At 35.5% G+C, this 24,719-nt stretch carries 20 protein-coding genes, 4 tRNA genes and 1 pseudogene; 2 read left to right on the forward strand and 23 right to left on the reverse strand.

Annotated features, from left to right (window positions below; genetic code table 11):
• Nucleotides 1-78 precede the first annotated feature (78 nt).
• From J6L95_RS04040 to eno, 6 genes are all read right to left on the reverse strand, one after another.
• A complete protein-coding gene (locus J6L95_RS04040; protein WP_287458243.1) occupies nucleotides 79-597 on the reverse strand; it encodes a nitroreductase family protein in 519 nt (172 codons plus the stop codon).
• A 926-nt stretch (nucleotides 598-1,523) separates the two neighbouring features.
• A tRNA-Lys gene (locus tag J6L95_RS04045) sits at nucleotides 1,524-1,599 on the reverse strand.
• 161 nt (nucleotides 1,600-1,760) lie between these two features.
• Nucleotides 1,761-1,836 (reverse strand) — tRNA-Lys (locus tag J6L95_RS04050).
• A gap of 77 nt (nucleotides 1,837-1,913) precedes the next feature.
• Nucleotides 1,914-2,600: an HAD family hydrolase gene (locus tag J6L95_RS04055; protein ID WP_287458244.1), complete on the reverse strand. Its 687-nt coding sequence runs from the start codon at nucleotides 2,598-2,600 to the stop codon at nucleotides 1,914-1,916.
• A gap of 57 nt (nucleotides 2,601-2,657) precedes the next feature.
• Nucleotides 2,658-2,733, reverse strand: a tRNA-Lys gene (locus tag J6L95_RS04060).
• A 119-nt stretch (nucleotides 2,734-2,852) separates the two neighbouring features.
• The gene (gene eno / locus J6L95_RS04065) at nucleotides 2,853-4,142 is read right to left on the reverse strand and encodes a phosphopyruvate hydratase (protein WP_029070627.1); all 1,290 of its coding nucleotides are present in this window, start codon (nucleotides 4,140-4,142) and stop codon (nucleotides 2,853-2,855) included.
• A gap of 251 nt (nucleotides 4,143-4,393) precedes the next feature.
• Between eno and J6L95_RS04070 the strand changes: the two genes are divergently transcribed.
• Both J6L95_RS04070 and J6L95_RS04075 read left to right on the forward strand, forming a co-directional pair.
• Nucleotides 4,394-4,484: transfer RNA gene (locus tag J6L95_RS04070), tRNA-Ser, on the forward strand.
• Nucleotides 4,485-4,538: 54 nt separating this feature from the next.
• The gene (locus J6L95_RS04075) at nucleotides 4,539-5,024 is read left to right on the forward strand and encodes a GyrI-like domain-containing protein (RefSeq protein WP_287458245.1); all 486 of its coding nucleotides are present in this window, start codon (nucleotides 4,539-4,541) and stop codon (nucleotides 5,022-5,024) included.
• A 23-nt stretch (nucleotides 5,025-5,047) separates the two neighbouring features.
• Here the strand turns inward: J6L95_RS04075 and J6L95_RS04080 are convergent, their stop codons facing one another.
• The 17 genes and pseudogenes from J6L95_RS04080 to J6L95_RS04160 all read right to left on the reverse strand — a co-directional run.
• Nucleotides 5,048-5,530: a cyclophilin-like fold protein gene (locus tag J6L95_RS04080; RefSeq protein WP_287458246.1), complete on the reverse strand. Its 483-nt coding sequence runs from the start codon at nucleotides 5,528-5,530 to the stop codon at nucleotides 5,048-5,050.
• A gap of 58 nt (nucleotides 5,531-5,588) precedes the next feature.
• A complete protein-coding gene (locus J6L95_RS04085) occupies nucleotides 5,589-6,623 on the reverse strand; it encodes a 3-deoxy-7-phosphoheptulonate synthase (protein ID WP_287458247.1) in 1,035 nt (344 codons plus the stop codon).
• Between the two features lie 145 nt (nucleotides 6,624-6,768).
• Nucleotides 6,769-9,075 (reverse strand): alpha-galactosidase, encoded by a 2,307-nt coding sequence (locus tag J6L95_RS04090; RefSeq protein WP_287458248.1) that lies wholly within the window; start codon nucleotides 9,073-9,075, stop codon nucleotides 6,769-6,771.
• A complete protein-coding gene (locus J6L95_RS04095) occupies nucleotides 9,072-10,436 on the reverse strand; it encodes a glycoside-pentoside-hexuronide (GPH):cation symporter (protein WP_287458249.1) in 1,365 nt (454 codons plus the stop codon). The genes J6L95_RS04090 and J6L95_RS04095 overlap by 4 nt, the downstream gene beginning before the upstream one ends.
• A 1-nt stretch (nucleotide 10,437) precedes the next feature.
• A complete protein-coding gene (locus J6L95_RS04100; protein WP_287458250.1) occupies nucleotides 10,438-11,904 on the reverse strand; it encodes a DUF6937 domain-containing protein in 1,467 nt (488 codons plus the stop codon).
• Entirely contained in the window at nucleotides 11,897-12,463 is a 567-nt protein-coding gene (locus J6L95_RS04105; RefSeq protein ID WP_031588882.1) for a TetR/AcrR family transcriptional regulator, read from the reverse strand. Before J6L95_RS04105 ends, J6L95_RS04100 begins: the two co-directional genes overlap by 8 nt.
• Nucleotides 12,464-12,581: 118 nt before the next feature.
• The gene (locus J6L95_RS04110) at nucleotides 12,582-12,875 is read right to left on the reverse strand and encodes a hypothetical protein (protein WP_287458251.1); all 294 of its coding nucleotides are present in this window, start codon (nucleotides 12,873-12,875) and stop codon (nucleotides 12,582-12,584) included.
• A 102-nt stretch (nucleotides 12,876-12,977) separates the two neighbouring features.
• On the reverse strand, nucleotides 12,978-13,454 hold the full coding sequence (locus tag J6L95_RS04115; protein WP_031588880.1) for a flavin reductase: 477 nt from the start codon (nucleotides 13,452-13,454) through the stop codon (nucleotides 12,978-12,980).
• Between the two features lie 36 nt (nucleotides 13,455-13,490).
• On the reverse strand, nucleotides 13,491-14,816 hold the full coding sequence (locus tag J6L95_RS04120; RefSeq protein WP_287458252.1) for a sensor domain-containing diguanylate cyclase: 1,326 nt from the start codon (nucleotides 14,814-14,816) through the stop codon (nucleotides 13,491-13,493).
• A 117-nt stretch (nucleotides 14,817-14,933) separates the two neighbouring features.
• Nucleotides 14,934-15,425, reverse strand: a complete 492-nt coding sequence (locus J6L95_RS04125; RefSeq protein ID WP_287458253.1) for an NUDIX domain-containing protein — start codon at nucleotides 15,423-15,425, stop codon at nucleotides 14,934-14,936.
• Complete coding sequence (gene nadE / locus J6L95_RS04130) at nucleotides 15,415-16,188, reverse strand: NAD(+) synthase (protein ID WP_287458254.1); 774 nt, start codon at nucleotides 16,186-16,188, stop codon at nucleotides 15,415-15,417. The genes J6L95_RS04125 and nadE overlap by 11 nt, the downstream gene beginning before the upstream one ends.
• 65 nt (nucleotides 16,189-16,253) lie before the next feature.
• Nucleotides 16,254-17,195 carry a PfkB family carbohydrate kinase gene (locus J6L95_RS04135; RefSeq protein WP_287458255.1) on the reverse strand — a complete coding sequence of 314 codons (942 nt, stop codon included), beginning with the start codon at nucleotides 17,193-17,195 and terminating at the stop codon, nucleotides 16,254-16,256.
• A gap of 92 nt (nucleotides 17,196-17,287) precedes the next feature.
• The gene (recD2, locus tag J6L95_RS04140) at nucleotides 17,288-19,489 is read right to left on the reverse strand and encodes an SF1B family DNA helicase RecD2 (RefSeq protein ID WP_029070614.1); all 2,202 of its coding nucleotides are present in this window, start codon (nucleotides 19,487-19,489) and stop codon (nucleotides 17,288-17,290) included.
• The gene (gene mnmA / locus J6L95_RS04145) at nucleotides 19,489-20,622 is read right to left on the reverse strand and encodes a tRNA 2-thiouridine(34) synthase MnmA (RefSeq protein ID WP_287458256.1); all 1,134 of its coding nucleotides are present in this window, start codon (nucleotides 20,620-20,622) and stop codon (nucleotides 19,489-19,491) included. The genes recD2 and mnmA overlap by 1 nt, the downstream gene beginning before the upstream one ends.
• An 84-nt stretch (nucleotides 20,623-20,706) precedes the next feature.
• The gene (locus tag J6L95_RS04150; protein WP_287458257.1) at nucleotides 20,707-23,322 is read right to left on the reverse strand and encodes a cation-translocating P-type ATPase; all 2,616 of its coding nucleotides are present in this window, start codon (nucleotides 23,320-23,322) and stop codon (nucleotides 20,707-20,709) included.
• 76 nt (nucleotides 23,323-23,398) lie between these two features.
• On the reverse strand, nucleotides 23,399-24,319 hold the full coding sequence (locus J6L95_RS04155) for an ROK family protein (protein ID WP_074686695.1): 921 nt from the start codon (nucleotides 24,317-24,319) through the stop codon (nucleotides 23,399-23,401).
• Between the two features lie 162 nt (nucleotides 24,320-24,481).
• Nucleotides 24,482-24,719 (reverse strand): annotated as a pseudogene (locus tag J6L95_RS04160) (RluA family pseudouridine synthase); the annotation flags it as partial.

The raw sequence follows: 24,719 nt of genomic DNA on the forward strand, positions 1-24,719 counted from the left end.
TATCCGTCAACAAAAAGCATGATTATTAAGGGAATTACTAAAATACGAAAGAAAAAAAGCAGTAAATCAAAAGATTTACTACTTGATCACATAATTTCTCTTCTTTCTAGGAGCAGCTTTAACTTCCTGATCAGGATATCCTATTATACAATGTCCAATACCTTCATAATCTCCTTCTATACCTAAATCTTGAAGTAGCTTTTTATATTTATCCATCTCAAATTCTTCTTTTGCACGATGGATCCAACAACTTCCTAGTCCAAGCCCATCCGCTGCCTGCATGAGATTTCCTAGTACTAGACTTCCATCATAAACATAGGTAGGACGTTCTTTATTGGCTAATACCACAATGACAACAGGTGCTCCATAAAATGGATCAAAGCCTTCTTTCCATCCCCCAATTAATCGGTTATCTTCAGCTAATTGATCTCTTAATTCTTTATTAGTAATTGTTAAAGTGATAACTGGTTGTTGTCCTTTTCCACTAGCAGCATATTCTCCTGCTTCTACAATCTGATTCAATAAATCTTCACTTACTTCATTACTTTTATACTTGCGAATACTACGACGATGTTTTAATGCTTCAATAATGTCCATAATATTTTCCTCCTATATATTTATTATAATATAAAAAAGACTGTATCACACTTGAGATACAATCTTTTCATCATTTTATACGATACATCCAATTTCTTTCAATTAATATTATTATATAGCCAAGACATATTCAATGAATTCCATTTATACTAATAAGTGACTGATATTTTTATATTATTATCTTTTTTAACAACTTCTTACTTATTCCTACTATGAAATAAATTCATTCACTTGTAATACAAAGATATAATTAATGATTTAATCTTCTTTTTTTATCATAAAAATGTTTAATTATAAACGGGATGAAAAATAACAAGAAGTAAGGTGTTAAAAATAATATATAAAAAATGCAGTAAAATAACGGGTCCACAACTCTATACTGTGGATAACCAAAGAAAAAAATTAACCCAAATATTATCATGATAAGTAATCCGAGAAAAGGAAAAATTCTTCTATATTTAGAGTTTTTTAAACATAAAATATATTCTATCAACCCAAATATGATTATTAATTGCATATTATTTTTTAAAAACACGAATAAATTAGCTAAACCCCATTGAATATTAAAAGCAATCATATATTTCCTCCCAAATTAATAGTTTATAGATTTTTAATATAATCTAACCATCAGAATCACCTCACCTCTATTTTCTTCTCTATCTATATTAGTTATAACATTATTTAATATGGATAGATATATTTTCAAAATATTTAATAAAATAATTATATGTAATTAAACCAATAAATTATAATATTGTATTTTTTTACAAAATATCAGGAGAAAAGATAAATATAAACAAACTATATTCTTCAAAATTTCTATTTTAGTGTTTAAGACTAAAGAATAAAATTAATAGAAGATGTATTCCTACATTATTAGAATTATAAAAACAAAAAAAGGTTCCGTAGAACCTTTAACATTCAAATGGTGTCCCCTCACGGGCTCGAACCGTGGACCCTCTGATTAAGAGTCAGATGCTCTGCCAACTGAGCTAAGGAGACATGTCTTATTGACTGCTCACATATAATAACATTCATGTGACCCCACGTCAACAATAAAATACAAATAATTTATACCCATTTATTCATAAATACAAATTAGTATTTTATATACAGCTAAATTTCAATAAAAAAAAGGTTCCAAAGAACCTTTCAATTTCAAATGGTGTCCCCTCACGGGCTCGAACCGTGGACCCTCTGATTAAGAGTCAGATGCTCTGCCAACTGAGCTAAGGAGACATCTCTTGTTGACTGCTCACATATAATATCATTATTAAAGTGGTCCGTCAACACTCATTTGACATTTTTTTGTACAATTATTTAAACATAGAAACAAGTTCAATAAGGTCCCCACTTTCAATAAGATGAACCCCTTCTAGATCGTGTGAATGCATCTCTTCTTTACTATATCCATCGGTATTTAAAAAGACACCTGTAATGCCCACCTTTTTAGCAATCGCCATATCTGTTGTAAAATCATTGCCGATCATGACGCTCTCTTCTTTATGAAGATGATGTTTGTTCATCAGTTCTTCTAAAAATGAGGGATGTGGTTTTTTTATATGATAAGAGGAAGAAATAAAAATATCATCAAAGCAATTATACAACCCAAGTTCCTTTAATTCAGGAAGAGTAAAGCATGCTTGTGCATTAGATAATAAGTAGACATGTTTTCCTTCTTCTTTAAGATACTCAAGTACTTTCTTGGTATTTTTAAAGCAGGCAATATAATCAGTAGAAGCTTTTCTAAAATATAAAGCAAACTCATCTGCATATTGACCAGCAATCTTTTTAAAGACATTCATGAGTTCTATTTCATAGAGTTTATCTTCATTTTCTTCTTCATGAACAAGATTAAGATAAAGTTCTTTTAATTCTTTTTCTTTATAAGAATATCCTCTTTCATTAAGATATACACACAGCTTCTTCCAAAAGGATAAAGACTGCTCATCTGTATGAATATCAATAAGTGTGCCATATAGATCAAAAATATAGTTTTCCATAATTCTCCCCCCTATATATATGAAAAAAAGGTTCCGAAGAACCTTTCATTTTTCAAATGGTGTCCCCTCACGGGCTCGAACCGTGGACCCTCTGATTAAGAGTCAGATGCTCTGCCAACTGAGCTAAGGAGACATCTCTTGTTGACTGCTCACATATAATATCATTATTCATACTCTTCGTCAATATGGTTTTTTATATTTTTTTCAAGAGATAAAAAAAACGCATAGATTGCCCTATGCGTTTCAGGGGGATTATTTCTTTAGATTATAGAAGGAATGAATTCCTTTATATCTAGCCATTTCACCTAATTCATCTTCAATTCTTAATAACTGATTGTATTTAGCAATACGGTCTGTTCTTGAAGCTGAACCAGTCTTGATTTCACCAGCGTTAGTTGCAACAGCGATATCAGCGATTGTTGTATCTTCTGTTTCACCTGAACGATGTGAGACAACTGCAGTGTATCCTGCTTCTTTTGCCATTTCGATAGCTTCTAATGTTTCTGTTAATGTACCAATCTGGTTAACTTTGATTAAGATTGAGTTGGCATCTCCTCTTTCAATACCTTTAGCTAAACGTTTAGTATTTGTTACGAAGAAGTCATCTCCAACAAGCTGTACTTTATCACCTAATTTTTCTGTTAGATAATCCCAGCCTTCCCAGTCATCCTGATCTAATCCATCTTCAATTGAGATGATTGGGTATTTATCTACAAGTTCAGCAAGGAAGTCTACGAATTCTTTATTAGTAAATGTTTTTCCGCCTTCTCCTGCTAATGTATATTGTCCATCTTTATAGAATTCAGAAGAAGCAACGTCCATAGCGATCTTTACATCTTCACCAGGTTTATATCCTGCTTTTTCTACAGCTTCAATGATAACCTGAATAGCTTCTTCATTTGATTTTAAGTTAGGTGCAAATCCACCTTCATCACCAACTGCAGTATTCATGCCTTTAGCATGTAATACAGCTTTTAAGTTATGGAAGACTTCAGCTCCCATACGAATTGCTTCTTTAAATGTATCAGCACCTACTGGCATGATCATGAATTCCTGGAAGTCCACATTATTATCTGCGTGTTCTCCCCCATTGATGATATTCATCATAGGTGTAGGAATAACATAAGCGTTTGCACCACCAATATATTTATATAAAGGCTGACCTAATGAATCAGCTGCAGCTTTAGCTACTGCTAATGAAACACCTAAGATAGCATTAGCACCAAAGCGTCCTTTGTTTTCTGTTCCATCAAGTTTGATCATCTTATAATCGATTTCTCTTTGAGAGAATACATCCATTCCAACAAGTTCAGGAGCAATTTCTTCATTGACATTCTTGACTGCCTTTAATACCCCTTTTCCAAGATAACGATCTTTATCGCCATCACGAAGTTCAACTGCTTCATGAACACCAGTCGATGCACCAGAAGGTACGATGGCGCGTCCAAATGCACCTAATTCAGTAGAGACTTCTACTTCAACTGTTGGGTTTCCTCGTGAATCAAGAACCTCTCTTGCGTAAATGTTTGAAATTCTATCCATATTTCTTTCCTCCTTAAATGTTAGGTCTTTCTAACTATTTGTATAGTATCATTACTGTTCTTATTAAGCAAAAGAAATGCTCATTTTTTTATAAAATATGCGGTCAAAAACTTTTTTAAAAAAAGTTTTTTCATTTCTTATCGATAAATAGAACACTTTTTAAACAGCGTTTAAAAAAATGCAATATTCTTAAATTTCCTTGTTGCAATCGAGTCACACGTATGCTATTATATGTGAGCAAGCTAACCGATGCGGATTTACTCAAGAGGCTGAAGAGGCTCCCCTGCTAAGGGAGTAGGTCGGGTAACCGGCGCGAGGGTTCAAATCCCTCAATCCGCGCCATTGGAATGCAACACTCTCTTCGAGAGTGTTTTTTTATATATCAAGGAGGATCTTATGGATTATCAGGTAAAAAATCATCAGCATTTTCATTTAATTGGCATCAGAATTGATGTCAATGTCGATCTTGCATTTAAAGAGATTCCACAGTTCTGGAATGATTTTAACAAGAAAATGAATAGTGACCCCACTTTCAAAGAATATGTTCTTAATAATGAAATTGGTACTTATGGTGTAACGATCAACGATGAAGAAGATATGAATCTTATTCATTATTATATTGCTGGTATTAAGAAAAGTGATTCCCTATATGAAGGGATTGAAGAGCTTCATCTTGAAGATTCCTTATGGGCACACTTTCCTACAAAGGGATCATATCCTGCCTGTCTTCAGACATTAAACTATAAAATCTATTCTGAATGGTTCCCTCATAGTGATTATACTTTCCATTATGATGCAAGCATTGAGTATCTTCCTTATGGCAATCGTCAAAAGGATGATTATCAATGTGAATTATGGATTCCAGTTATAACGAAAAACTGATTTGCGATGCAAATCAGCTTTTTTTATAGACTTAATGTTGCTTCTCCATCTGCTTTCTTTAATGCATCAGCAAGAGCATCTCCATCAATGTGTCCAAGTTTTGTATATTTGTTAGATGTTTTTACATCTTTATAGAAGATAACTAACACATTCCCCTTGTAAAGCATAACATCCCCTGCCTTGATTGTTACACTTTGATCATGAGCATTTAATGAGTTATCTAGTTCAGCATAATATTCATTGTTATTAAGTGATGCCATCGATAATTCTAATGGTAAAAGACTTAATAAAGATTGTGTTGATTCATTGTCTTCAAGCGTCATCTTAAATACCTGTGATCCAATCTTCACCTTAATGGTTTTTGCAGATGACTTTTCTTCTACCTTCACATTCTGGGAAGAGTTTGTATCCTTTGTAGATTGAGCAACAGATTTTTTCTTTGTCTTTGTTGTAGTGCATCCACTCATCAATAGTAGACATAAGCACGCGATGAGAATTTTTTTCACATTCTTCATCTCCTTTCTTTCCCATTATAAATCAAAAAAGGGATGATGACATCCCTTATTACAATAATTCTGCAATATCCAATACAAGTTTTTCAGTTTTTTCCCAACCCAGACATGGGTCTGTGATTGATTTACCGAATACACCTTCGTCTACGCTCTGGCATCCATCTTCAAGATATGATTCAATCATTAAACCTTTTACTAATGATTTAATTTCTTCTGATTGACGTCTTGAATGAAGAACATCCTTAGCAATTCTGATCTGTTCAAGATAATTCTTTCCTGAATTGGCATGGTTTGTATCTACAATAACTGAAGGATTAGCAAGACCTCTTTCCTGATAAAGATCATAAACCTTCTTTAATGTTTCATAATGATAGTTTGGATAAGATACACCATTTTCATCAACATATCCTCTTAAGATTGCATGAGCATAATCATTTCCAGCAGTCTTAACTTCCCATCCACGATAGATGAATTTAGCTGGAGCCTGTGCTGCAACAATTGAGTTCATCATAACAGTTAAGTCTCCACCAGTTGGGTTCTTCATTCCTGTAGGAATTCCGACACCAGAAGTGACAAGACGATGTTCCTGGTTTTCTACTGAACGTGCTCCAATGGCGATATAAGATAAAAGGTCTGAAAGATAACGGTGGTTCTGAGGGTAGAGCATTTCTTCTGCACATGTGAAGCCTGTTTCCTGTACGACACGCTTATGCATATGTCGAATAGCGATAATACCAGCCAACATATCTTCTTCCCCCTGAGGATCAGGCTGATGAAGCATTCCCTTATACCCTTTTCCTACTGTTCTTGGTTTATTAGTATAGACTCTTGGAATCATGAAAATTTTATCTTTCACTTTTTCCTGCAAGTCTTTGAGTTTATGCATATACTCCAACACAGCATCTTCGTTGTCAGCTGAACATGGTCCAATGACAAGAATAAACTTATCTGATTTACCAGAAAGGATGTCACGAATTTCTTCATCTCTTTCCTGCTTAAGCTGTTTCATTTCTAAAGTAACAGGATACTGATTCTTGATTTCCTGTGGTGTTGGTAGTTTACGAATAAATTCCATCTGCATATCCATATAATAATTCCCCCTGTTTTTTTATGCTTGTACCAATAATACTTTAAATAAGTTAAGAAAGCGAGACTTTTTTAAAAAAATTATGAAATTATTAGTATATTGTATAAAAAATGTCAATTTATTTTAGAAATAATAAAAAAAGTGCTCATAAAGCACTTTCTTCTATGAGATATAATCTTGAAAAGAAGTCTGGATCAAAACGAACGTCTTCATTGAAGCCAGTAGCGCTAAAGCCTTGCTTTAAAAAAACACCCGCATTCATAAGCAGACTACCGCTTGCATAATGATCTTCCTCTTCTCCTTGAAGATGAACAAACTTTGAAATAACCCTATGAGACAATGATCCCTGCTTAATATGAATAGGCGATGCTGTATTGATAAGACTGCCCATTTCTTTTATATCAAAAATCATCTTCTGATTATAGAAGTGATATCTTTTTAAAGGATCAAGCCCCTTGCATTTAAAGACGACAGTTTTCTTGCTTAATTCATTAATTGGCTTAAATAGCATTCCAACAGCATGGCTTCTTTTTTCATCAACAACCATCCATCCCATATCTACACGATACATATTGCCAAACTGAAACAATGCCCGCTGTTTCTTATAAATGATGATCTGTTGCTTGATATCTTCCTTTTCTTTCTTGCTTAGATCTAGAAGATTCACTTCATACCCCAATAATCCAAAAGCCGCAACATGAAAACGCAGAGCGAGCGGTGTCACTCTTAATGTCTGATGATTAGGAACCCCAGACACATGATTCGTAAATGTACTTTGTGGATAACCATAGCTATAGCTGTTCTGAATATCAAAGCGACACCAGCTATCCGTATTGTCACTTGCCCAGATCTGTGGGAAGTAGGAAAGAATGCCTAGATCAAATCGATTTCCTCCTGAGGCACATCCTTCAAAGAGAATATGAGGGAAACGTGAAGTGAGCATATCCATCATACGATAAAGTCCACATATATAACGGTGGAAGACTTCCCCTTTTCTACATGTAGAAAAGACATCACTCATGACCCTGTTCATATCCCATTTGACATAGTCAATCTGACAAGATGAAAAGAGTGCTGTCATTCTAGATATCATATCATCTACAACTTCATCTTTTGATAAATCAATAACATACTGATGTCGTCCTAATGATTGCATTTGTCCATCAATCTTTATCACCCAATCAGGATGTTCACGATAATAGTCAGAATTTTCATTGGTCATTTCTGGTTCTACCCAAATACCAAACTTCATTCCCATCTTATGGATCTTTCTTGAAAGATGATCTAGTCCTTTTGGCAGTTTTTTACGATCTACCTCCCAGTCACCCAATCCTCTTTTATCATCCGTTCTTCCTTTAAACCATCCATCATCCAAGACAAACAGTTCAATTCCCATCTCACTTGCTTCTTTTGCGAGCGAGAGAATTCTTTTCTCATTTACATTAAAATACATCGCTTCCCAGCTATTGATAAGAATAGGTCGCTCTTTATAGGCCCATTCTTTTTTTATGATATGTTCATTAACAAAACGATGGAAGATATTAGATAACCCATTGAAGCCAGCATAAGAATATCCCATTATGGCTTCCGGTGCTTCAAAGACCTCTTCACTTTTTAGACAGTAAGAAAACTGTTCATTATTAATGCCTGTCACTATTCTTGTCTTATGTGTAGAAGAGACTTCCACAACTTCTTTATGATTGCCACTATAAATCAGATTAAAGCCATAGACTTCTCCTTCATCTTCTTTTGCAAAGCGAGACAGCATCACAAAATTTTGTGCTCTTGAAGAAGAAGTTCCCATACATGATGCATTGACAATCTTCGCAGAAGAAAGATTATGAATATGCTTATGCATTTCATCTGCCCATCCACCATTGAAGGTAATGAATTCAAATTGATCATCTTCAAAATCAAGACAGAGACTCATGGCTCTTTCTACAATAAGATCTTCTTTCATATGATTAATGATCTTTGTGGTTCTTGTGATTACATCTTCTTCATAGATGTAATAGTCAAGGATCAAATCTACATCATGATTTCTTTCTTTTAATCTTATATAAAGATGATCACATTCTCCATGACTTGATGGCAATGTATGCAATGGTTTCTTTTCTTTATTATAGGTTGCATAATCAAATAGAAAATCAGTTGTAGAGGTATGATCAGGAAAAACAAGTTCCACCAGCGGTTCTCTAAAATCACCTTTCCCATATCCAGAATATTCTAATCTCATATTTTCTAATGAATAGGAAGACTCTTCATCATAGGCAATCTGATTTCCTAAAGGAAAAGCATGCTTCTCACTTAAAACAAGAAGATCCTCTTCCTTGTCTGCTTCTATTCTTTGACCATAGTATAAGTGTTCCAATTGTCCTGTAGGCAATACTCTCATCGCATAGCTAGTATTATTAGTAGATAAGAGAAATGCACTGCCAAGCACTTTAATCATGTTTCTTCCTCTATTTCATTAATAATTGTTTTCATATAGTTATCATCTAGTTTGTAACGCTTCTTAAACAACACATTCGCCACAATTAATCCAATCAAAGGAATAATCGTCATTGTCATACGAAGACCTACTAAAGACTGATAAGACATCTTAACAATATGACCCGTTTCACTTGATGAACCAAAACTGAAAACCGCAAGACATATTGCAGCAACCAATGCAGCTACTCCACTGGCAAGTTTTACTACAAATGTCTGCATGGAAAAGATGACAGATTCATCTCTTCTTTTATTTTTATATTCACCATAGTCAACCGTATTAGCCAAGAATATTGTCGTCAACACCAAAAGCATTCCATTGGCTGCAAAGATAAAGAATGCAGGCACAAAGAGAATATAGATATTCATTGGCATAAAAGTAATCACAAATAATGTGATATATCCTACTATTGCCATCCATAAGGCAATATGGAAAATCTTGATGGTGTTAAAAAACTTTCTCATCAATGGGAACAACAGCATCATAGATAAAATCTGCGTTGCACCACCAAATGTATTAAAGCTTGTAAAATTATAATACCAGGATTTTCCTCCAAGATCATACTTGAAAAAATAGATGACAAGGTTGCTTGTAATATAGACTGATACATTAACCAATACAATCGTTAACACAATAATCAATGCCTGATCATTATTTAATAAAGACTTCAGCATATCCTTAATTGTAGAAGTCGGCATATCCACAGTACTTTTTTCCTTAATGCTAAAGCAGGTCATACCAATAAAGAGCACAAAGATAATACCAATAAGCAAAGCTACCAACCTAAAGCCAGCAACTTCATTGCCTTTTCCTAACGCATAGACAGACATCATCGTAAACACCTGTACGAGAGCACTTCCTACACCCGCACATGAGCGTCCCAACGCTGACATACCTTCACGTTCTTTTCCCGCTTTTGTAAAAGCAGGAATCATGGACCAGAATGGAATATCCATCATCGTGTAGGTCACGCCCCATAGGATATAGATTACTCCCGCCCATACAATAAGACCCGCCCCTTTTATGGATGGGGCAGAAAAGAGCAGGTAGAGACATAGAGCATTAAGTAAGCTACCAGTAAATAGCCAAGGACGAAAGCGTCCCCATCTTGTTTTTGTTTTTGCGACTATTATTCCCATAAATGGATCATTGAGAGCATCAAAGACTCTTGCTACAAGAAGGATGATTCCCATAGCTAAAGCATTGATATGTAAGAGATCCTGATAATAATAAAGAACAAATGTCGCAGTTAACATATAGACCATATCTTTTCCTACGGCACCTACTCCGTAGGAGATCTTTTCTTTTAAGCTGAGTTCCATATTATTCTCCCTTCATTTTTATCGCATATTCAACAGCTTTATAGGCACCATCATAAATACCTAATTCTTTATTGTGGATAATGTTATGGCACATATCTTCTAGATAATAATCATTATGTAAGAACATATCAATCATCTGTAAAGTGTGATCGATATCACGACATTCCAATGTGCCATCCCCTATTTCCGCTGAATGAATAGCTCCCCACATTTCATGTTTGCCAACTCTTTTAATAAACAGCTTAGGAACAGGATAGAAAGCCAGTTCACTAGGCTTAGTGACAAGGACATCACAGCTTCTCATCAATAGATTAGTTGTATAGACTGCCTCAAATATATTTTCATGATAGAAGCCATGAATGCCTTCTATTTCATCTGTTAAAGCTTTCTTAGCAAATTCTCTTGTTTCATTAAAATCATTATCATGTTCAACAACAAATGCTTTCATGGAAGGTATAGACTTCTTCATCTTCTTCCACACCTTCTTATAGTCTCCCACATTGACATAAAGCACCACTTCTTTTCTCTTAATATAAGGAAGAAGGGCCTTGATGATTGCTTCAAAGATTTCTCTTTGCGCACCGGCTCCCCCAATTGTCAGCAAGAAGCGTATCGCTTTCTTTTCTTTTTTCCTGTTGATTCTCTTTTTACAATCTTCTTCAATATGAGCAACTAGCTCATGATCAATATAGTGGCCTACATATTGCAAAGCTTCATCAGGAAGAGGCTTTAAGACATGCTTCTTATCCATACCATTTAAGATCTTATAGCCATTGTAGGCATTTTTTGTCTGTACAAGATGAAGACTTCCTTCCGCATAATGTAAAGCCATTGGCCAATTGTCAGGAATCGCATTAACCACATTTTTCATTCCCGCATGAACAGCTGCCTGTGCTCCCCATACATGTGTCGCAATGACTGGCATCGTTTTAGGAATATGGCGATAGACAGGAGCCATAAGCTCCGCATTCTTTTGATCGATAGCATTATAGCTTAAGGCTCTAAATCCTTCATAATTTAGCGGTTCCCAGACATACTTGTTAAACAATCCATTCTTGCTTAATCTAGACCCCAATGAATAAAGCTTATTTTGATGAGCAATAATCTTAGTACATGTCGTCTGTTCAAAGCTATTTAAATCCATCCAATATGGTGTATATCCTAACGCATAAGCTGCACTCGCCATCGCTATTGATATACGATAATGCCCAAAGCCCATTCTTATATTTCCTAAGATGATTCCTTTTTCTAAATCAAAACTGTCATCTTCCTTTTGATCACTTGGCAACATGACATCAATCAATGAGAAATCATCACCTAATACGGGATTCTTTTTTAATGAAACATAATATTCCTTGTCACTATCATCACCAAACTTTTTGATATACTTTTCTTTCGACTGACAGGCTTTCTTATATGTCTTTTCACTTATTTCATTACCAAATATACATCTTGAACGATCAATCATTTTCCTTTACCCTTATCCCTTCTACTAGAATAGAAACAATTTCCGTAAGTGCCTCATTATATGTCAAATGACTTCTGACAAGCACATCTCTTTTAAAGAACTGTTCCAATGAAGCTTCAAAGATACTCTTAAACAAAGGCAAAGACACATTTCTTATAACACCTTCTTCTTGTCCTTGTTCAAGCAGTTTCATAGTCACTTCCCATCCACTTTCTAGACGTGCTTCTACTTTCTTATAAGTCAGCGGATATTTTTCTTTAAGTACATAAAGCTGCGTAAGATCTATATCAGCATAGGTAGAGGGCATTACCCCTAAAATCTTCTTTATCTTATCTATAGTAGAAAGAGAACGATCCTCTATAACTTCTTTTTCACATTCTTTAATAGAATCAAAGCAGTAATCTACCATTTCATTGATTAAAGCTTTCTTATCCTTAAAGATCACATAAATCGTCTTCTTACTTATAGATAACTCCTTTGCAATATCATCCATTCGAAACTTGATTCCTTTTTCCTTATACACATCAAGTGTTGCTTTTAATATTCTTTCTTTATCCATTTAGACACCTCGGAAACTATTTTTCTCTTTTCAGTTTCCATTTTAACACAGTTATGTAACCGTTTACAAGATAAGACATAAAAAGACGTCAACTTTATCAATAAAGCTGACGTCCTTACTATTTTATAATGATTTTAAACAAGAAAGAAATCACGCAAAAGACACTCCCACTTTTTGCGAGATCAAGTGAGATTCGATACTTTTTATTATCTGTATTGTTCTTGATGATATAATACACCACTATAAAATAGATCAGAAACAATAGAGATACAAACGATGGCGCTTTTAATACTAATGATACATAACAATGAATAAAATAAACAATTAACGAGATAACATCCAATATTGTCTGTGGATAACCTAAAAAGACGATCAGCGGAAAATCTCTCTTTTTTAACAATGTTTCTAACATAATAGTCTCCTACCCTTTATACAATAAGTTTTTCTATGTATATTTTATTATGTATTTATTTTAAAATCTAGCATTATAATAAAAAGACGACCATTGGTCGTCTTATTGAATTACTTCTACTACTTCAGCGATATACATGTTATGAAGGTCCCCATCTTTATAGAAACGTTCTTGCATGTCTTCGCTTAACTGTGATAATTCCATTCTTTGTTTATACATTGTTTTGCATACTAGCGTAAGCTTTGCTTCTTTGAAGCTCATTCCATGATTAACACTCATTGGTGTCAATGATGTATGAGCAATCTTGTCTTCATCTCTTCCTGATACTCTTCCAAGATAGCCAAGATCTTTTTCATGACCTTTTGGGAAGAATGAGACAGTAAAGTATTCATTTTTATCAAGATACTCTTTTGTATATCTTGAATCTCTAATATAAATGGTACATGATGGCTTCGCCCACATTGTACCAAGTCCACCCCATCCAATAAGCATTGTATTGTAGTCTTCTTTTTCACCACAAGTAACTAATGCCCAATCTTTAGAAAAACAGGTAAATACATCCATGTTTAAGTTTTCCATTTATTTCACCTCTTTGTCTATTTTATGTCATAGGGTTTAACTTTGCAATAAGTGAAATCGAATGCAGTTCTTGCCATCTTTCTTACTTTGATATAATGCTTCATCAGCACGTTTATACATTGAAAGGAATGTATCATCTTTACTTGAAAGCGTAACACCTAAAGAAAGGGTTACATCTTTTCCTTTAATATGTTCATGAGTGATTTCTATCAATCTTTTTTGTAGATGACCTAAACGAGAAAGAACGTCATCCTGGCTTCTGACATCTTTCATAAAGATCACAAATTCATCTCCACCAATACGTCCAATAATATCAGATGTTCTAAATGTCTCTTTCATTGATTGCGCAACACATTTGATGATTTCATCTCCAAAGATATGTCCGTATTGATCATTGTAGAACTTGAAGTTATCAATATCAGCCATAATCATAGCATGAAGACCATCATCATTTAAAATGTAGTTAATACGTTCCTGAACAGTCTCTCTATTCAGGAGTCCTGTAAGATAATCCTGTTCCGCTTTCTTTTCTAATTTAAGATGTTCATCTACATGCTTAGTAATATCAATGATGGACATAATGACAAGAATATCTTCTTCTTGAGAAGTCAGATATGCGGTTGCACGATACCAGCTGATCTCATGGGTGCGATTATCTTCAAACTTAAATTGATAAGTAACTTCTTTTTCTCCTCTTTTATAAGTTTCAATGAGCTTATCTCTTGCGAATAGCTGAGCTAATTCTTCAGTGATATTCACATTAGCGAAAAGAGAAAAGGCACCTTTCAATAGTTCCGAATAGCTTTTTTTATTCTTGATAATATGATCAGTGTGCGCATCGTAGGAAATGACTTCATTTTTACTTAAGTTAGCTTCCCAAGTCAAATGATTTCCTTCATTAACTGCTTTTTTATACTGTTCAAACTGTTCTTCAGCTGTTTTTTGATCATTGATATCTTCTAAAAAACTAATCGCCTTGATAGGTGTCTTATTCATATCAAAGATTGTCTTGTAATAAAACATATACCAATTCCATCCTTTATCGATGGTCTTAATTCTTAATGCTAACTTACCAGAAGGTGAACCTCCATAAAACTCCTTAAAGAGATTTATGTAGTTTTCACAATCATCGGGGTGGATAATGCCAAGCGCCACAATGGAATAGGGCACATCCGTGATATGGGGCGCTTTGAGAAGATTCTCATTTTCTTTTTGAAATTTAAACAATGTATGGTTAGGAATGTCAATTACAGAAATAACATGGTCAGTGAGATCAAGAGCCACTTGGGCTATCTCTTTTTCTTCTTTGAGCTTATTGTATTTTTTCAGCAATTCATCGTATTTTTTTTGTAATGTAGCCATGCTTTTTACCTTCCTTTGTCCTTAGTATCTCTTGTAAATGACTATTTGTCAACGTACTTTAGGATATTAGATAGTATATGACATGTATGTGACCCATTATTATGAAAAAAAGAGCCTTTAGGCTCTTTTAAGTGCATCTTTGATAATATCTTTATGATCAAATGCCAGATCATCCAATGTAAGATGAAGATCACCAGATACAAGTGTCATATCAGGCATGATGGTAAACCATCTTGCATCCGCAGCATCATCTGCTGCTTTAACACTTATATCTTCCTTGTTGATAGTAGCTTTATAAGCTGTAGAAATAACCCATCCGCGTGGATCTCTTCCCGGCTTTGAATAAACACCAACAAGAGAAAGAGAAACACCTGTAATACCAGTTTCCTCTTCTAACTCTCTTTTAGCAGTCATCACCAATTCTTCATTCTTATTGGCAAACCCACCAGGTGTTGCCCATTTCCCCATAAAAGGATGATTTCCTCTTTTGATCAATAATATCTCATTTCCTGCCAGGATAACAATATCAGCAGTAACCGATGGTTTCGGATAGCGTGAATCATCATAATTAGCAAGATATTCTTCTTCGCTCATCATTTTATCTTTCATTAGAAGTATCGAATGATGGCATAATTCTTAATTTATGAAGATTAAGCTTATGCATGCGATCAATGCGTTCTTTTGTTTTTTCATCATCAATTTCACCAGTTAAGATGTAATGATCCAATGTTTCATAAGTAAAGCCAAGCTTATCTTCATCGCTCATGCCACTTAATCCATCACTTGGTGTCTTTTCTACTAAATAAGAAGGAATACCAAGCACTCTTCCCAACTGACGAACTTCTTCTACCAAGACATGTGCAAGTGGACTGAAGTCCCCAGCAGCATCACCGTATTTTGTAGAATAGCCAACATAATCTTCTGAATTATTACAAGTATTAGCAACACGTCCCCCATTAGGTAACATCTGTGCAACAGCATATAAAGTAGCCATACGTAATCTTGGTGGAAGATTAACTCTTGTGTCATTGCTTAATTCATCTCTATTTGTGATAGCTTTTAATTCATCAGATGATTCAATCATGTGTTTCATGCCATTGAATGCTTCTTCAATATTCAATTCAACATGAGGAATATCCAATGCTTCTACAAGATGACGTGAATCATCAATATCACTCTGTACCCCATTTGGCATAAGAACCCCAAGTACTCTGTCTTTACCTAAAGCTTCTTTACAAAGGGCAGCAGTTATACTGGAATCTTTCCCACCTGAAATACCAACAACGGCAGTACATTCAGGTCCATTTACTTCAAAGTATTTCTGGATCCATGATACAATTTCATTTTTTGTCTTTTCTGGATTTTTTAACATATTCATCTCTCCTTCGAGTTGATTTTTTATATTTTTAGTTTAATACTTTTTTATCCATGAAGCAATTATAAAGTGATACCAAATTTAGTAGGATCAATATCAAATTCTTCAGGCAAGAATCTTGGACAGACATTCTCTTTTGTTGCAATAACAGAAGAAGCAATACGTGTACCAATAACACATGATTCTGCCAATGTTTTTCCATATGTCAACCCGATAACAACACCTGCAAAGAATGAATCTCCACATCCTGTTGTATCAATAACATTAACCTTCTGAGGAGGTGTTACACCAGATTCACCAGTACAAGTAGCATAAACAGCACCTTCTCCTCCCATTGTCACAACCATTGACTTAAGCTGAGCAGTCTTTAATTTACCAGCTAAAATTCCAGCCATTTCTTCCGGTGTATTGTCTTCATAGTCTTCAGAGAAGAACATACTTGCTTCTTGAAGATTACAAACAAAACAATCAGTCTTCTTGATAAGATCTCTTCTTTCAACCGCAATACTCATATTAGAAACAATCGCATAAATGCGCTTTTTATATTTTTCAGCTAAATCAAAGAGAATATTAAGAATCTTTGGTTCCATATCAATCTCAACAACGATACTATCCGCATCTTTGATGATTTCATCACCATGTTCTTCAAGAATTGTCGCAATACCATCCAAACTTGGACGTTTAGAAATGGATGCAACAACATCACCGTCATTATCAAATACAGCTAACCATGTCCCAAGTCCATCTTCAGTTCTTAAGATATAATCAGTGTTGACCTTATGTCTTTGAAGCTTATTGATAACATCATCAGAAATGCCACTCTTATCAACTACACTGACAAATGTTGGTCTTAATTCCACATTGGCGATATCTTCAGCAACATTTCTGCTGACACCACCATGAACCTGTGTCACACGTCCTGCATTTCTTCCTGACGGAATATATTGAGCAATTGGATATCCTTTAATATCCACAAATACTGCACCTACTACTACGATTCCCATAAATCTCAATCTCCTTTTTTAATGTATACACTATATCAAAAAGAAGTACATTTCTCAATATAAAAAATGAAGACGAAAAAACGTCTTCATTTTTAGAATGGTGTATCCTCAAAATCAGAAATCTTGATAGATGATGAAGCCATCTCTTCTACCAATGTCGTATGACGATGATTATCCACATCTAAGCTTAATGCCTTCTTAAAGACCTGAGGATTTCCCAATAGATACAATTCTCTTTTAGCACGTGTAAGTCCCGTATAGATCAGATTCTTTCTCATCATAATCGAATAATCAGGAAGAATGCTCATGATCACAACCGGGAATTCATTCCCCTGTGATTTATGTACAGACATACAGTAAGCATGCGTAATCTGAATAAAATCATTGGCGGTATATTCAATCATGATACCATCAAAATCTACGACAAGCGTATCACTTAGATACTCTTCTCCATCCTTGAAGATAATCTCTACCAATGTTCCAATGTCACCATTAAAGACATTCTCATCAGGACGATTCTTCAATTGAAGAATCTTATCCCCTTCTCTAAATAATCTTCTGCCTACCTTAAGCTCCTCTTTCATGTAAGAAGAAGGATTCAATAGATTCTGCAATGCCTCATTTAAGGCATCAATACCAGCCACTCCATTATACATTGGAGAAAGCACTTGTATGTCATTCATTTCATAGCCATCATCCAACAATGAAGAAACAAGCGCTAATGTTTCTTTAACAACTTCATAATTCAGACATGTCTTAAATGAAATATCTTCATATTGATCAAATAAAGAAACATCATATTCATCATTTCTAATAGCATGCGCCAATCTTACAATGCCGCTTCCTTCTTCTTGACGATGAATCGTATTCAATGCGACAACTTCTACCTTCTTAGAAGCAAGAAGATCTCTTAACACATTACCTGGAGCAACACTTGGCAACTGCTGATCATCACCAATAAGAAGAATTTTCTTTATATGTGTTCCTGCTTCTAGCACTCTTGCAAACAATAGACTATCCACCATGGAAAACTCATCAATAACAAGCAGATCCGTGTCCAAAGGATTATTTTTATTCATCATGAACGTATTGGCATGAAGATCCCATTTCAATAATCTGTGAATCGTTGATGCTTCAATTCCTGTAAGTTCTGACAAGCGTTTTGCGGCTCTTCCTGTAGGTGCTACTAAATCAATATGAAGTTCAGGATGCATCTGCTTAAAGACCTTCAATATTCCCTGTACAACAGTGGTCTTCCCTGTACCCGGTCCTCCTGTTAAGATCATTGCAGGTTCATTAATAAAAGTATGAATCGCATTTCTTTGTGTTTCATCATAATTGATGCCTAGCTCATCTTCTACTTCTTCAATGCGTTCATCAATAAGCGATTCTTCTACTTGACCTTTAGGAAGACGGGAAAACTTCTTAAAAAGATTAGCAATGCTTTTCTCTGAATCATAAAGATCTTTTGGATAATATTTCTCAATCTTCTGAATGATCTTTTTATCCTCAATCAATGCATAAAGACTATCTTCAAATGTCTCATTATCCACTTCTGGAAGAAAACGATGAAAAATACGATGTAATGTAGAAATATCAGAATACGTAGATCCCGTTCTAAAGCATGCCTGCATTAATGCATCCGCAATAGCTGCCTTAATACGATATGGTGATTTAGGATCAAACTTCATCTTCATCGCTAATGTATCAGCACTCTTAAAACCGATACCATCTATATCATCAATCAGCTGATAGGGATTTGATTTTAAGACATCCAATGTCTTTTCCTTATAGAATCCCTGTATCAATGAAAGATGTCTCGTAGAAATACCATGTCCCATAAAGAAAGAGAGAACTTCCTGATCATAGTCCTGATTAGTTAATACATCCACAATAGTCTTAACCTTCTTCTCACTCATTCCTCTTACAATATGAAGACAAGTAGGATCCTTCTTGATCTGATTTAAACAATCTTCACCTAAAGTATCCACAATAAGTTCAGCCTGCTTTTTGCCAATCCCCTTAAACAACGGAGAAGACAAATAGCGGATGATCTCATCATGATCATCCGCTAGCAAGATTTCATACGATTGAATCTGGAACTGTTTTCCATAGCGTGGATGAATGACAAAATCTCCGGTAATACGGTAGCGATCATCAGTATTGACATAGGACATATTGCCAGTAATTGCAAATGGCTTATCTTCTTCATCAGCATCAAAACGTGCCACGATGAACTTTGTCTCTTCGCTATAAAATATAATACGGGTAATAGTTCCAGAATAAGCAATCATTATAAATACTCAATCTCCTTGTTGTCTTTATAGACTTTCTCAATAGTTCCTCCACCAAGACATACATCACCATCATAGAAGACAGCGGCCTGTCCAGGTGTTACAGCCTTAACTGGTTTCTTAAATGTCACATAGATTGTAGTGTCATCAATAAAGCGAATAGAGACATCATTATCTTTCTGTCTGTATCTGAATTTAGCAGTACAGTCAAAGTCTCCTTCTACTTTCTTTGAAGGAATCCAGTTTACATCAGTAATCAATGCTTCATCTGACAATAGCCAATCATTGGAATCTCCCTGAGCAACATAGAGAATATTATCATCATATTCTTTACCAATGACAAACCAAGGTCCACCTTTTCCACCAATGTTAAGACCCTTTCTTTGTCCAATTGTATAATACATGATGCCCTGATGTTCACCAATGACTTCCTTATTTTCATAATTGACAATCTTTCCTGGCTTAGCAGGAATATAATTCTTTAAGAACTCCTTGAAGTCTCTTTCTCCAATAAAACAGATTCCTGTAGAATCCTTTTTATGAGCAACTGGTAAATCAAGCTCTTCGGCAATCTTTCTTACTTCAGGCTTTGTCAATTCTCCAATTGGGAATAAAGCTTCTTTTAGCTGGAACTGTGCCAACTGACATAAGAAGTATGTCTGATCTTTATTATTATCTACACCACGTAGCATTACGCTGTCTTCACCTTCATGATGTTCAACACGTGCATAATGCCCTGTCGCAATATAATCAGCATCAATCTTTTTGGCATAATCTAAGAATGCCTTAAATTTAATATGTTTATTACATAGAATATCTGGATTAGGTGTTCTTCCTTTAGCATATTCTTCTAAGAAATAAGTGAAAACTGAATCCCAGTATTCCTTAATGAAATCAACTCTTCTGATTTCTAAACCAAGATGTTCTGCTACCTTGCAGGCATCATTGTAGTCCTGTTCTTGCGGACATACAGATGCATCATTATTTGGATTTCCTAAGATATCATTATTAAGAGAACTATCCCAGTTTCTCATAAAGACACAAATAACTTCGTATCCTTGTTTTTTAAGCAAGTAAGCAGCAACTGCACTGTCCACTCCCCCACTTAAACCTAATACAACTCTTTGACTCATATCTTATCCTCCTTGCGTCCCTCATTCTAACACATTTGTAAATATAAAAAAAGAGCTTTTATCAAGAGAAAAAATACCAGCCTATTAAGACTGGTATTCCCTGATAAGCCTATATAATTGTATCAATATTGTCGGCAACAATGCAAACAATATGACTGCTCCCCATTGCATATAGGAAAGTCTTTCTACTTTAAAAAGCATTCTTCCATAATCAGTTAAAGAAACGCCCATCACAAGAACAATGCCTACCCCAATCGCATAGAAACAATACTTGTTCTTTAATCCTAAACGATAAAGACTTTCTTTTCCTCTTGAATTTAATCCATGAAAAAGTCTAGCTAATGTCAATGTCAAGAAAGCCATGGATGAAGCATGTGCGAACGATGAAGATAAACCAACATAATAAGATGACATCACAAATACAAAAAGCAGTAGTGCTTGTATGATCATCGTTTTAATAAACGCCTTATCCATCAGTGAAGCATGCGGATCTCTCGGCTTTCTGTTCATCACTTCATGTCCAGGTTCCACCCCAATAGCCAAGGCAGGAAGAGAATCTGTCACAAGATTAATAAAGAGCAGCTGTACCGCATAAAATGGCAGTGGCAAAGATAAAAGCGAGGTCATAAGCACACAAAGGATGGCGGATAGGTTTCCTGACAACAGGAACAAAATGGCATTTTTGATATTGTCATAGATAACACGACCATTGCGTACCGCTTTAATAATTGTCGCAAAATGATCATCTGCTAAAATCATTGACGCTGCATCTTTTGATACTTCTGTTCCAGTGATGCCCATGGCCACACCGATATCTGCTTTCTTAAGTGCTGGTGCATCATTCACGCCGTCCCCAGTCATTGAGACAATCTGTCCACTTTTCTGCCAAGCTTCGACAATGCGAATCTTGTGCTGTGGAGAGACTCTGGCATAGACGGAAATAGTGGCTATTTCCCTAGCCAGTGTTTCATCGCTCATTTCATCTAGCTCTTCACCTGTGACAGCTTTATCGCCTTCGCTAAATAGACCAATCTTTTTACCAATCGCTACCGCTGTATCTTTATGATCACCGGTAATCATCACCGTGCGGATGCCTGCCGCTTTCGCTTGCGCCACCGCTTCTAAGGCTGAATGGCGTGGTGGGTCGATCAATGAGACGAGACCTATGAAGGTATAGCCATTTTCACTTGAGAGTGTGAGCTTTTCTTTTGATTCTTTATAGGCAAAAGCAAGAACGCGAAGTCCATCATTTGAGAAGGAATGATTCATCTTCATGATTGCCTCAATATCTTCTTTTGTAATAGCTCTTACGCCTTCACTTGTCATGATGGATTGACATCTATTTAAAAGAACATCAACTGCCCCTTTAGTAAAGATTGTCATCTTTCCTTTCATATTATGTCTAGTAGACATCAGCTTTCTTTCTGAATCAAAAGGAACTTCATCAATACGTGGCAGTAAGTCACGTACCATTCCTTCACTTAACAGATGCCCACTTTGTGGATGACGAATGCCTTTGACATGATGATACATATCAATCAGTGCATACTCTGTTGGATCTCCTATTCCTTCTCCTTCGACAATGCTTGCATCATTGGCAAGAACACAGGCATAAAGAAAACGTCGATGAATTTTCTTTTCTAATGAAAGATTATTAGGATCAATGCGTTCATGATCAAGATAGACATCCGCCACTGTCATCTTGTTTTGTGTCAATGTTCCCGTCTTATCTGAACAGATGACTGAAACGCTTCCTAATGTCTCAACAGCTGAGAGTTCTTTTACAATAGCCTGTTCTTCTGCCATCTTGCGCATGCCCATTGCCTGCACAATTGTGATGATGGAACCTAATGCTTCTGGTATAGCGGCAACCGCTAAAGCAACCGCAAATAGAAGAGCCTCCATAAGTGGCGTACCACGATAAAGCTGCAAAGCTAACACGATGGCTGATATCAAGAGAATCCCTATCGCAAGACGCTTGCTGAAGCGATCAATTGTCTTTTGTAAAGGGGTACGTTTAGCTTTTGTATCATTCATCAAGGTGGCAATCTTTCCAAGCTCGCTTTGCATTCCAGTAGCCACCACGATAGCTTCTCCTCTTCCCGCCGTTACAAGCGTACCAGAATAAACCATATTGATACGATCTGCAAGAGACGCCTTAGAAATAACATCCACCTTCTTATCAATCGGTAAAGACTCGCCAGTCAAGGCACTTTCATTGACCTGAAGCGAAGCTTCGTCAATAAGTCGCGCATCCGCGCAGATCATATCCCCCGCTTCAAGCAAAACAACATCGCCCGGTACAATCTCCTTAGATGCAAGCTGATGAATGTTGCCATCACGCTTGACCTTGACATGTGGTGAAGACATGGCCTTCAAGGCGTCAAGAGATTTATTAGCAACAACGCTCTGCCATGTACCAAGTGTTGCATTCAATATAAGAACCGCAATAATGACACCGGCACTTTTTACATCTTTAGTGAACAAGGAAATAATAGCCGCAATAAGCAAGATGACAACAAGAAGATCCGCAAACTGTTTTATAAAAATCATGAAGATAGAATCCTTCTTTGATTCTTCAAGCTTATTTTCTCCATACTTATTTATACGCTCCTGCACTTGTTTGCTGCTAAGTCCATCAAGAGAAGCATCGAGATATTTTAGTAGCTCCTCTTCATTCATCTGATACCAGTCTTTCATATTAACCTCCTGGGGTATGAAAATACCTTAATATATATTTCATTATATCAAAAAAGATGGGAATAATCCCATCTTATTAGTCTAACTGAGACATTGGCAACATTGCTGCTCCAATAGCACCACAGTCATCTAATTTCTTTAATAATAGTGGAATATGATTTCTCATACCTACATGAATTTTAGCATTGAACTGTTCGTTTAATGTATCCCAGAAATAATCTCTAGCTTTCATGACACCGCCACCAAGAACGAAGCAGTGTGGATCTACTGTATGTGCAATGTTTGCTAATAAAGTAGATAATTCATCAACGGCTTCATCACAGATTGCTTTAGCCTGTGCATCTCCAGCTGCTGCTAAATCAAAGACATTACCTGCATGTTTTACTTTATCTTCCCCAAGAGCAGCAACACCTTTTCTAGTAATTGCAGTACCTGAACATTCACCTTCAGCTGCACCAGCATTTAATGCACCCTGTTTATATCCACCTGGTTTTACAATAATGTTTCCAATTTCTCCGGCATGTCCACGACCACCAGAAACTAATTTGCCATCAACGATGAAAGCACCACCAATACCAGTTGATACAGTAATAAAGTAACAAGTAGGATATCCTTTACCTGCACCAAGAATAGCTTCTGCTAAACCAGCTACATTTGCATCATTATCTAAGAATACTGGTTTATTGAATTCTTCTTTAAGTTTATCTACGATTGGATAACCTTCAAATCCTGGCAGATTGCTTGCCATAATCATAACGCCTTTAACAGTATCTACTGGACCTGGAACTCCAATACCGATTCCTTCCACATTTTCAAAACCATTGCAAGCATCATAATCCAATGTACGGATCATTCTTGAAATTTTAGAGCAGACATAATCTACACCATGTTCTTTTTCTGTGCTTTCTTTTACTTCGCTGTATGTCTGTCCATTTTCGTCTACTAATAAGGCACGTACATTAGTACCACCTAGATCGACTCCGATATAAAATTTCATCAGTTTATTTCCTCCTCTATTCTACTATTATACCTGTGAAATAATTTATTGAGAAGAGGTTATTTAAAGTATTTTTATGAATTCTCTACTCAATGTTCTCTTTCAATATAACAATCGAGATAGATACAAAATACCTTATGTCATTTAAGAGAAAACATAAATTTATTTGAAATATTTTTCTTGAATCTCTTTAAATTTTTGAGGAACCTGACATGTGATTGTCTTTCCTTTCATATACTTCATGCTGCCAATTGGATTGACAAAAGATAATGAATAAGCATGAAGCAGCTGTGAATTAAGATGGAATTCTTTCTTGATTTGTTTATTCCATTCAAAATCACCGTATTTCTTATCTCCCATCAAGGGATGATTGATACTAGACAAGTGCACACGAATCTGA

The organism is Kandleria sp., assembly GCF_017934775.1.
Taxonomy (GTDB): Bacteria; Bacillota_I; Bacilli_A; order Erysipelotrichales; family Coprobacillaceae; genus Kandleria; species Kandleria vitulina.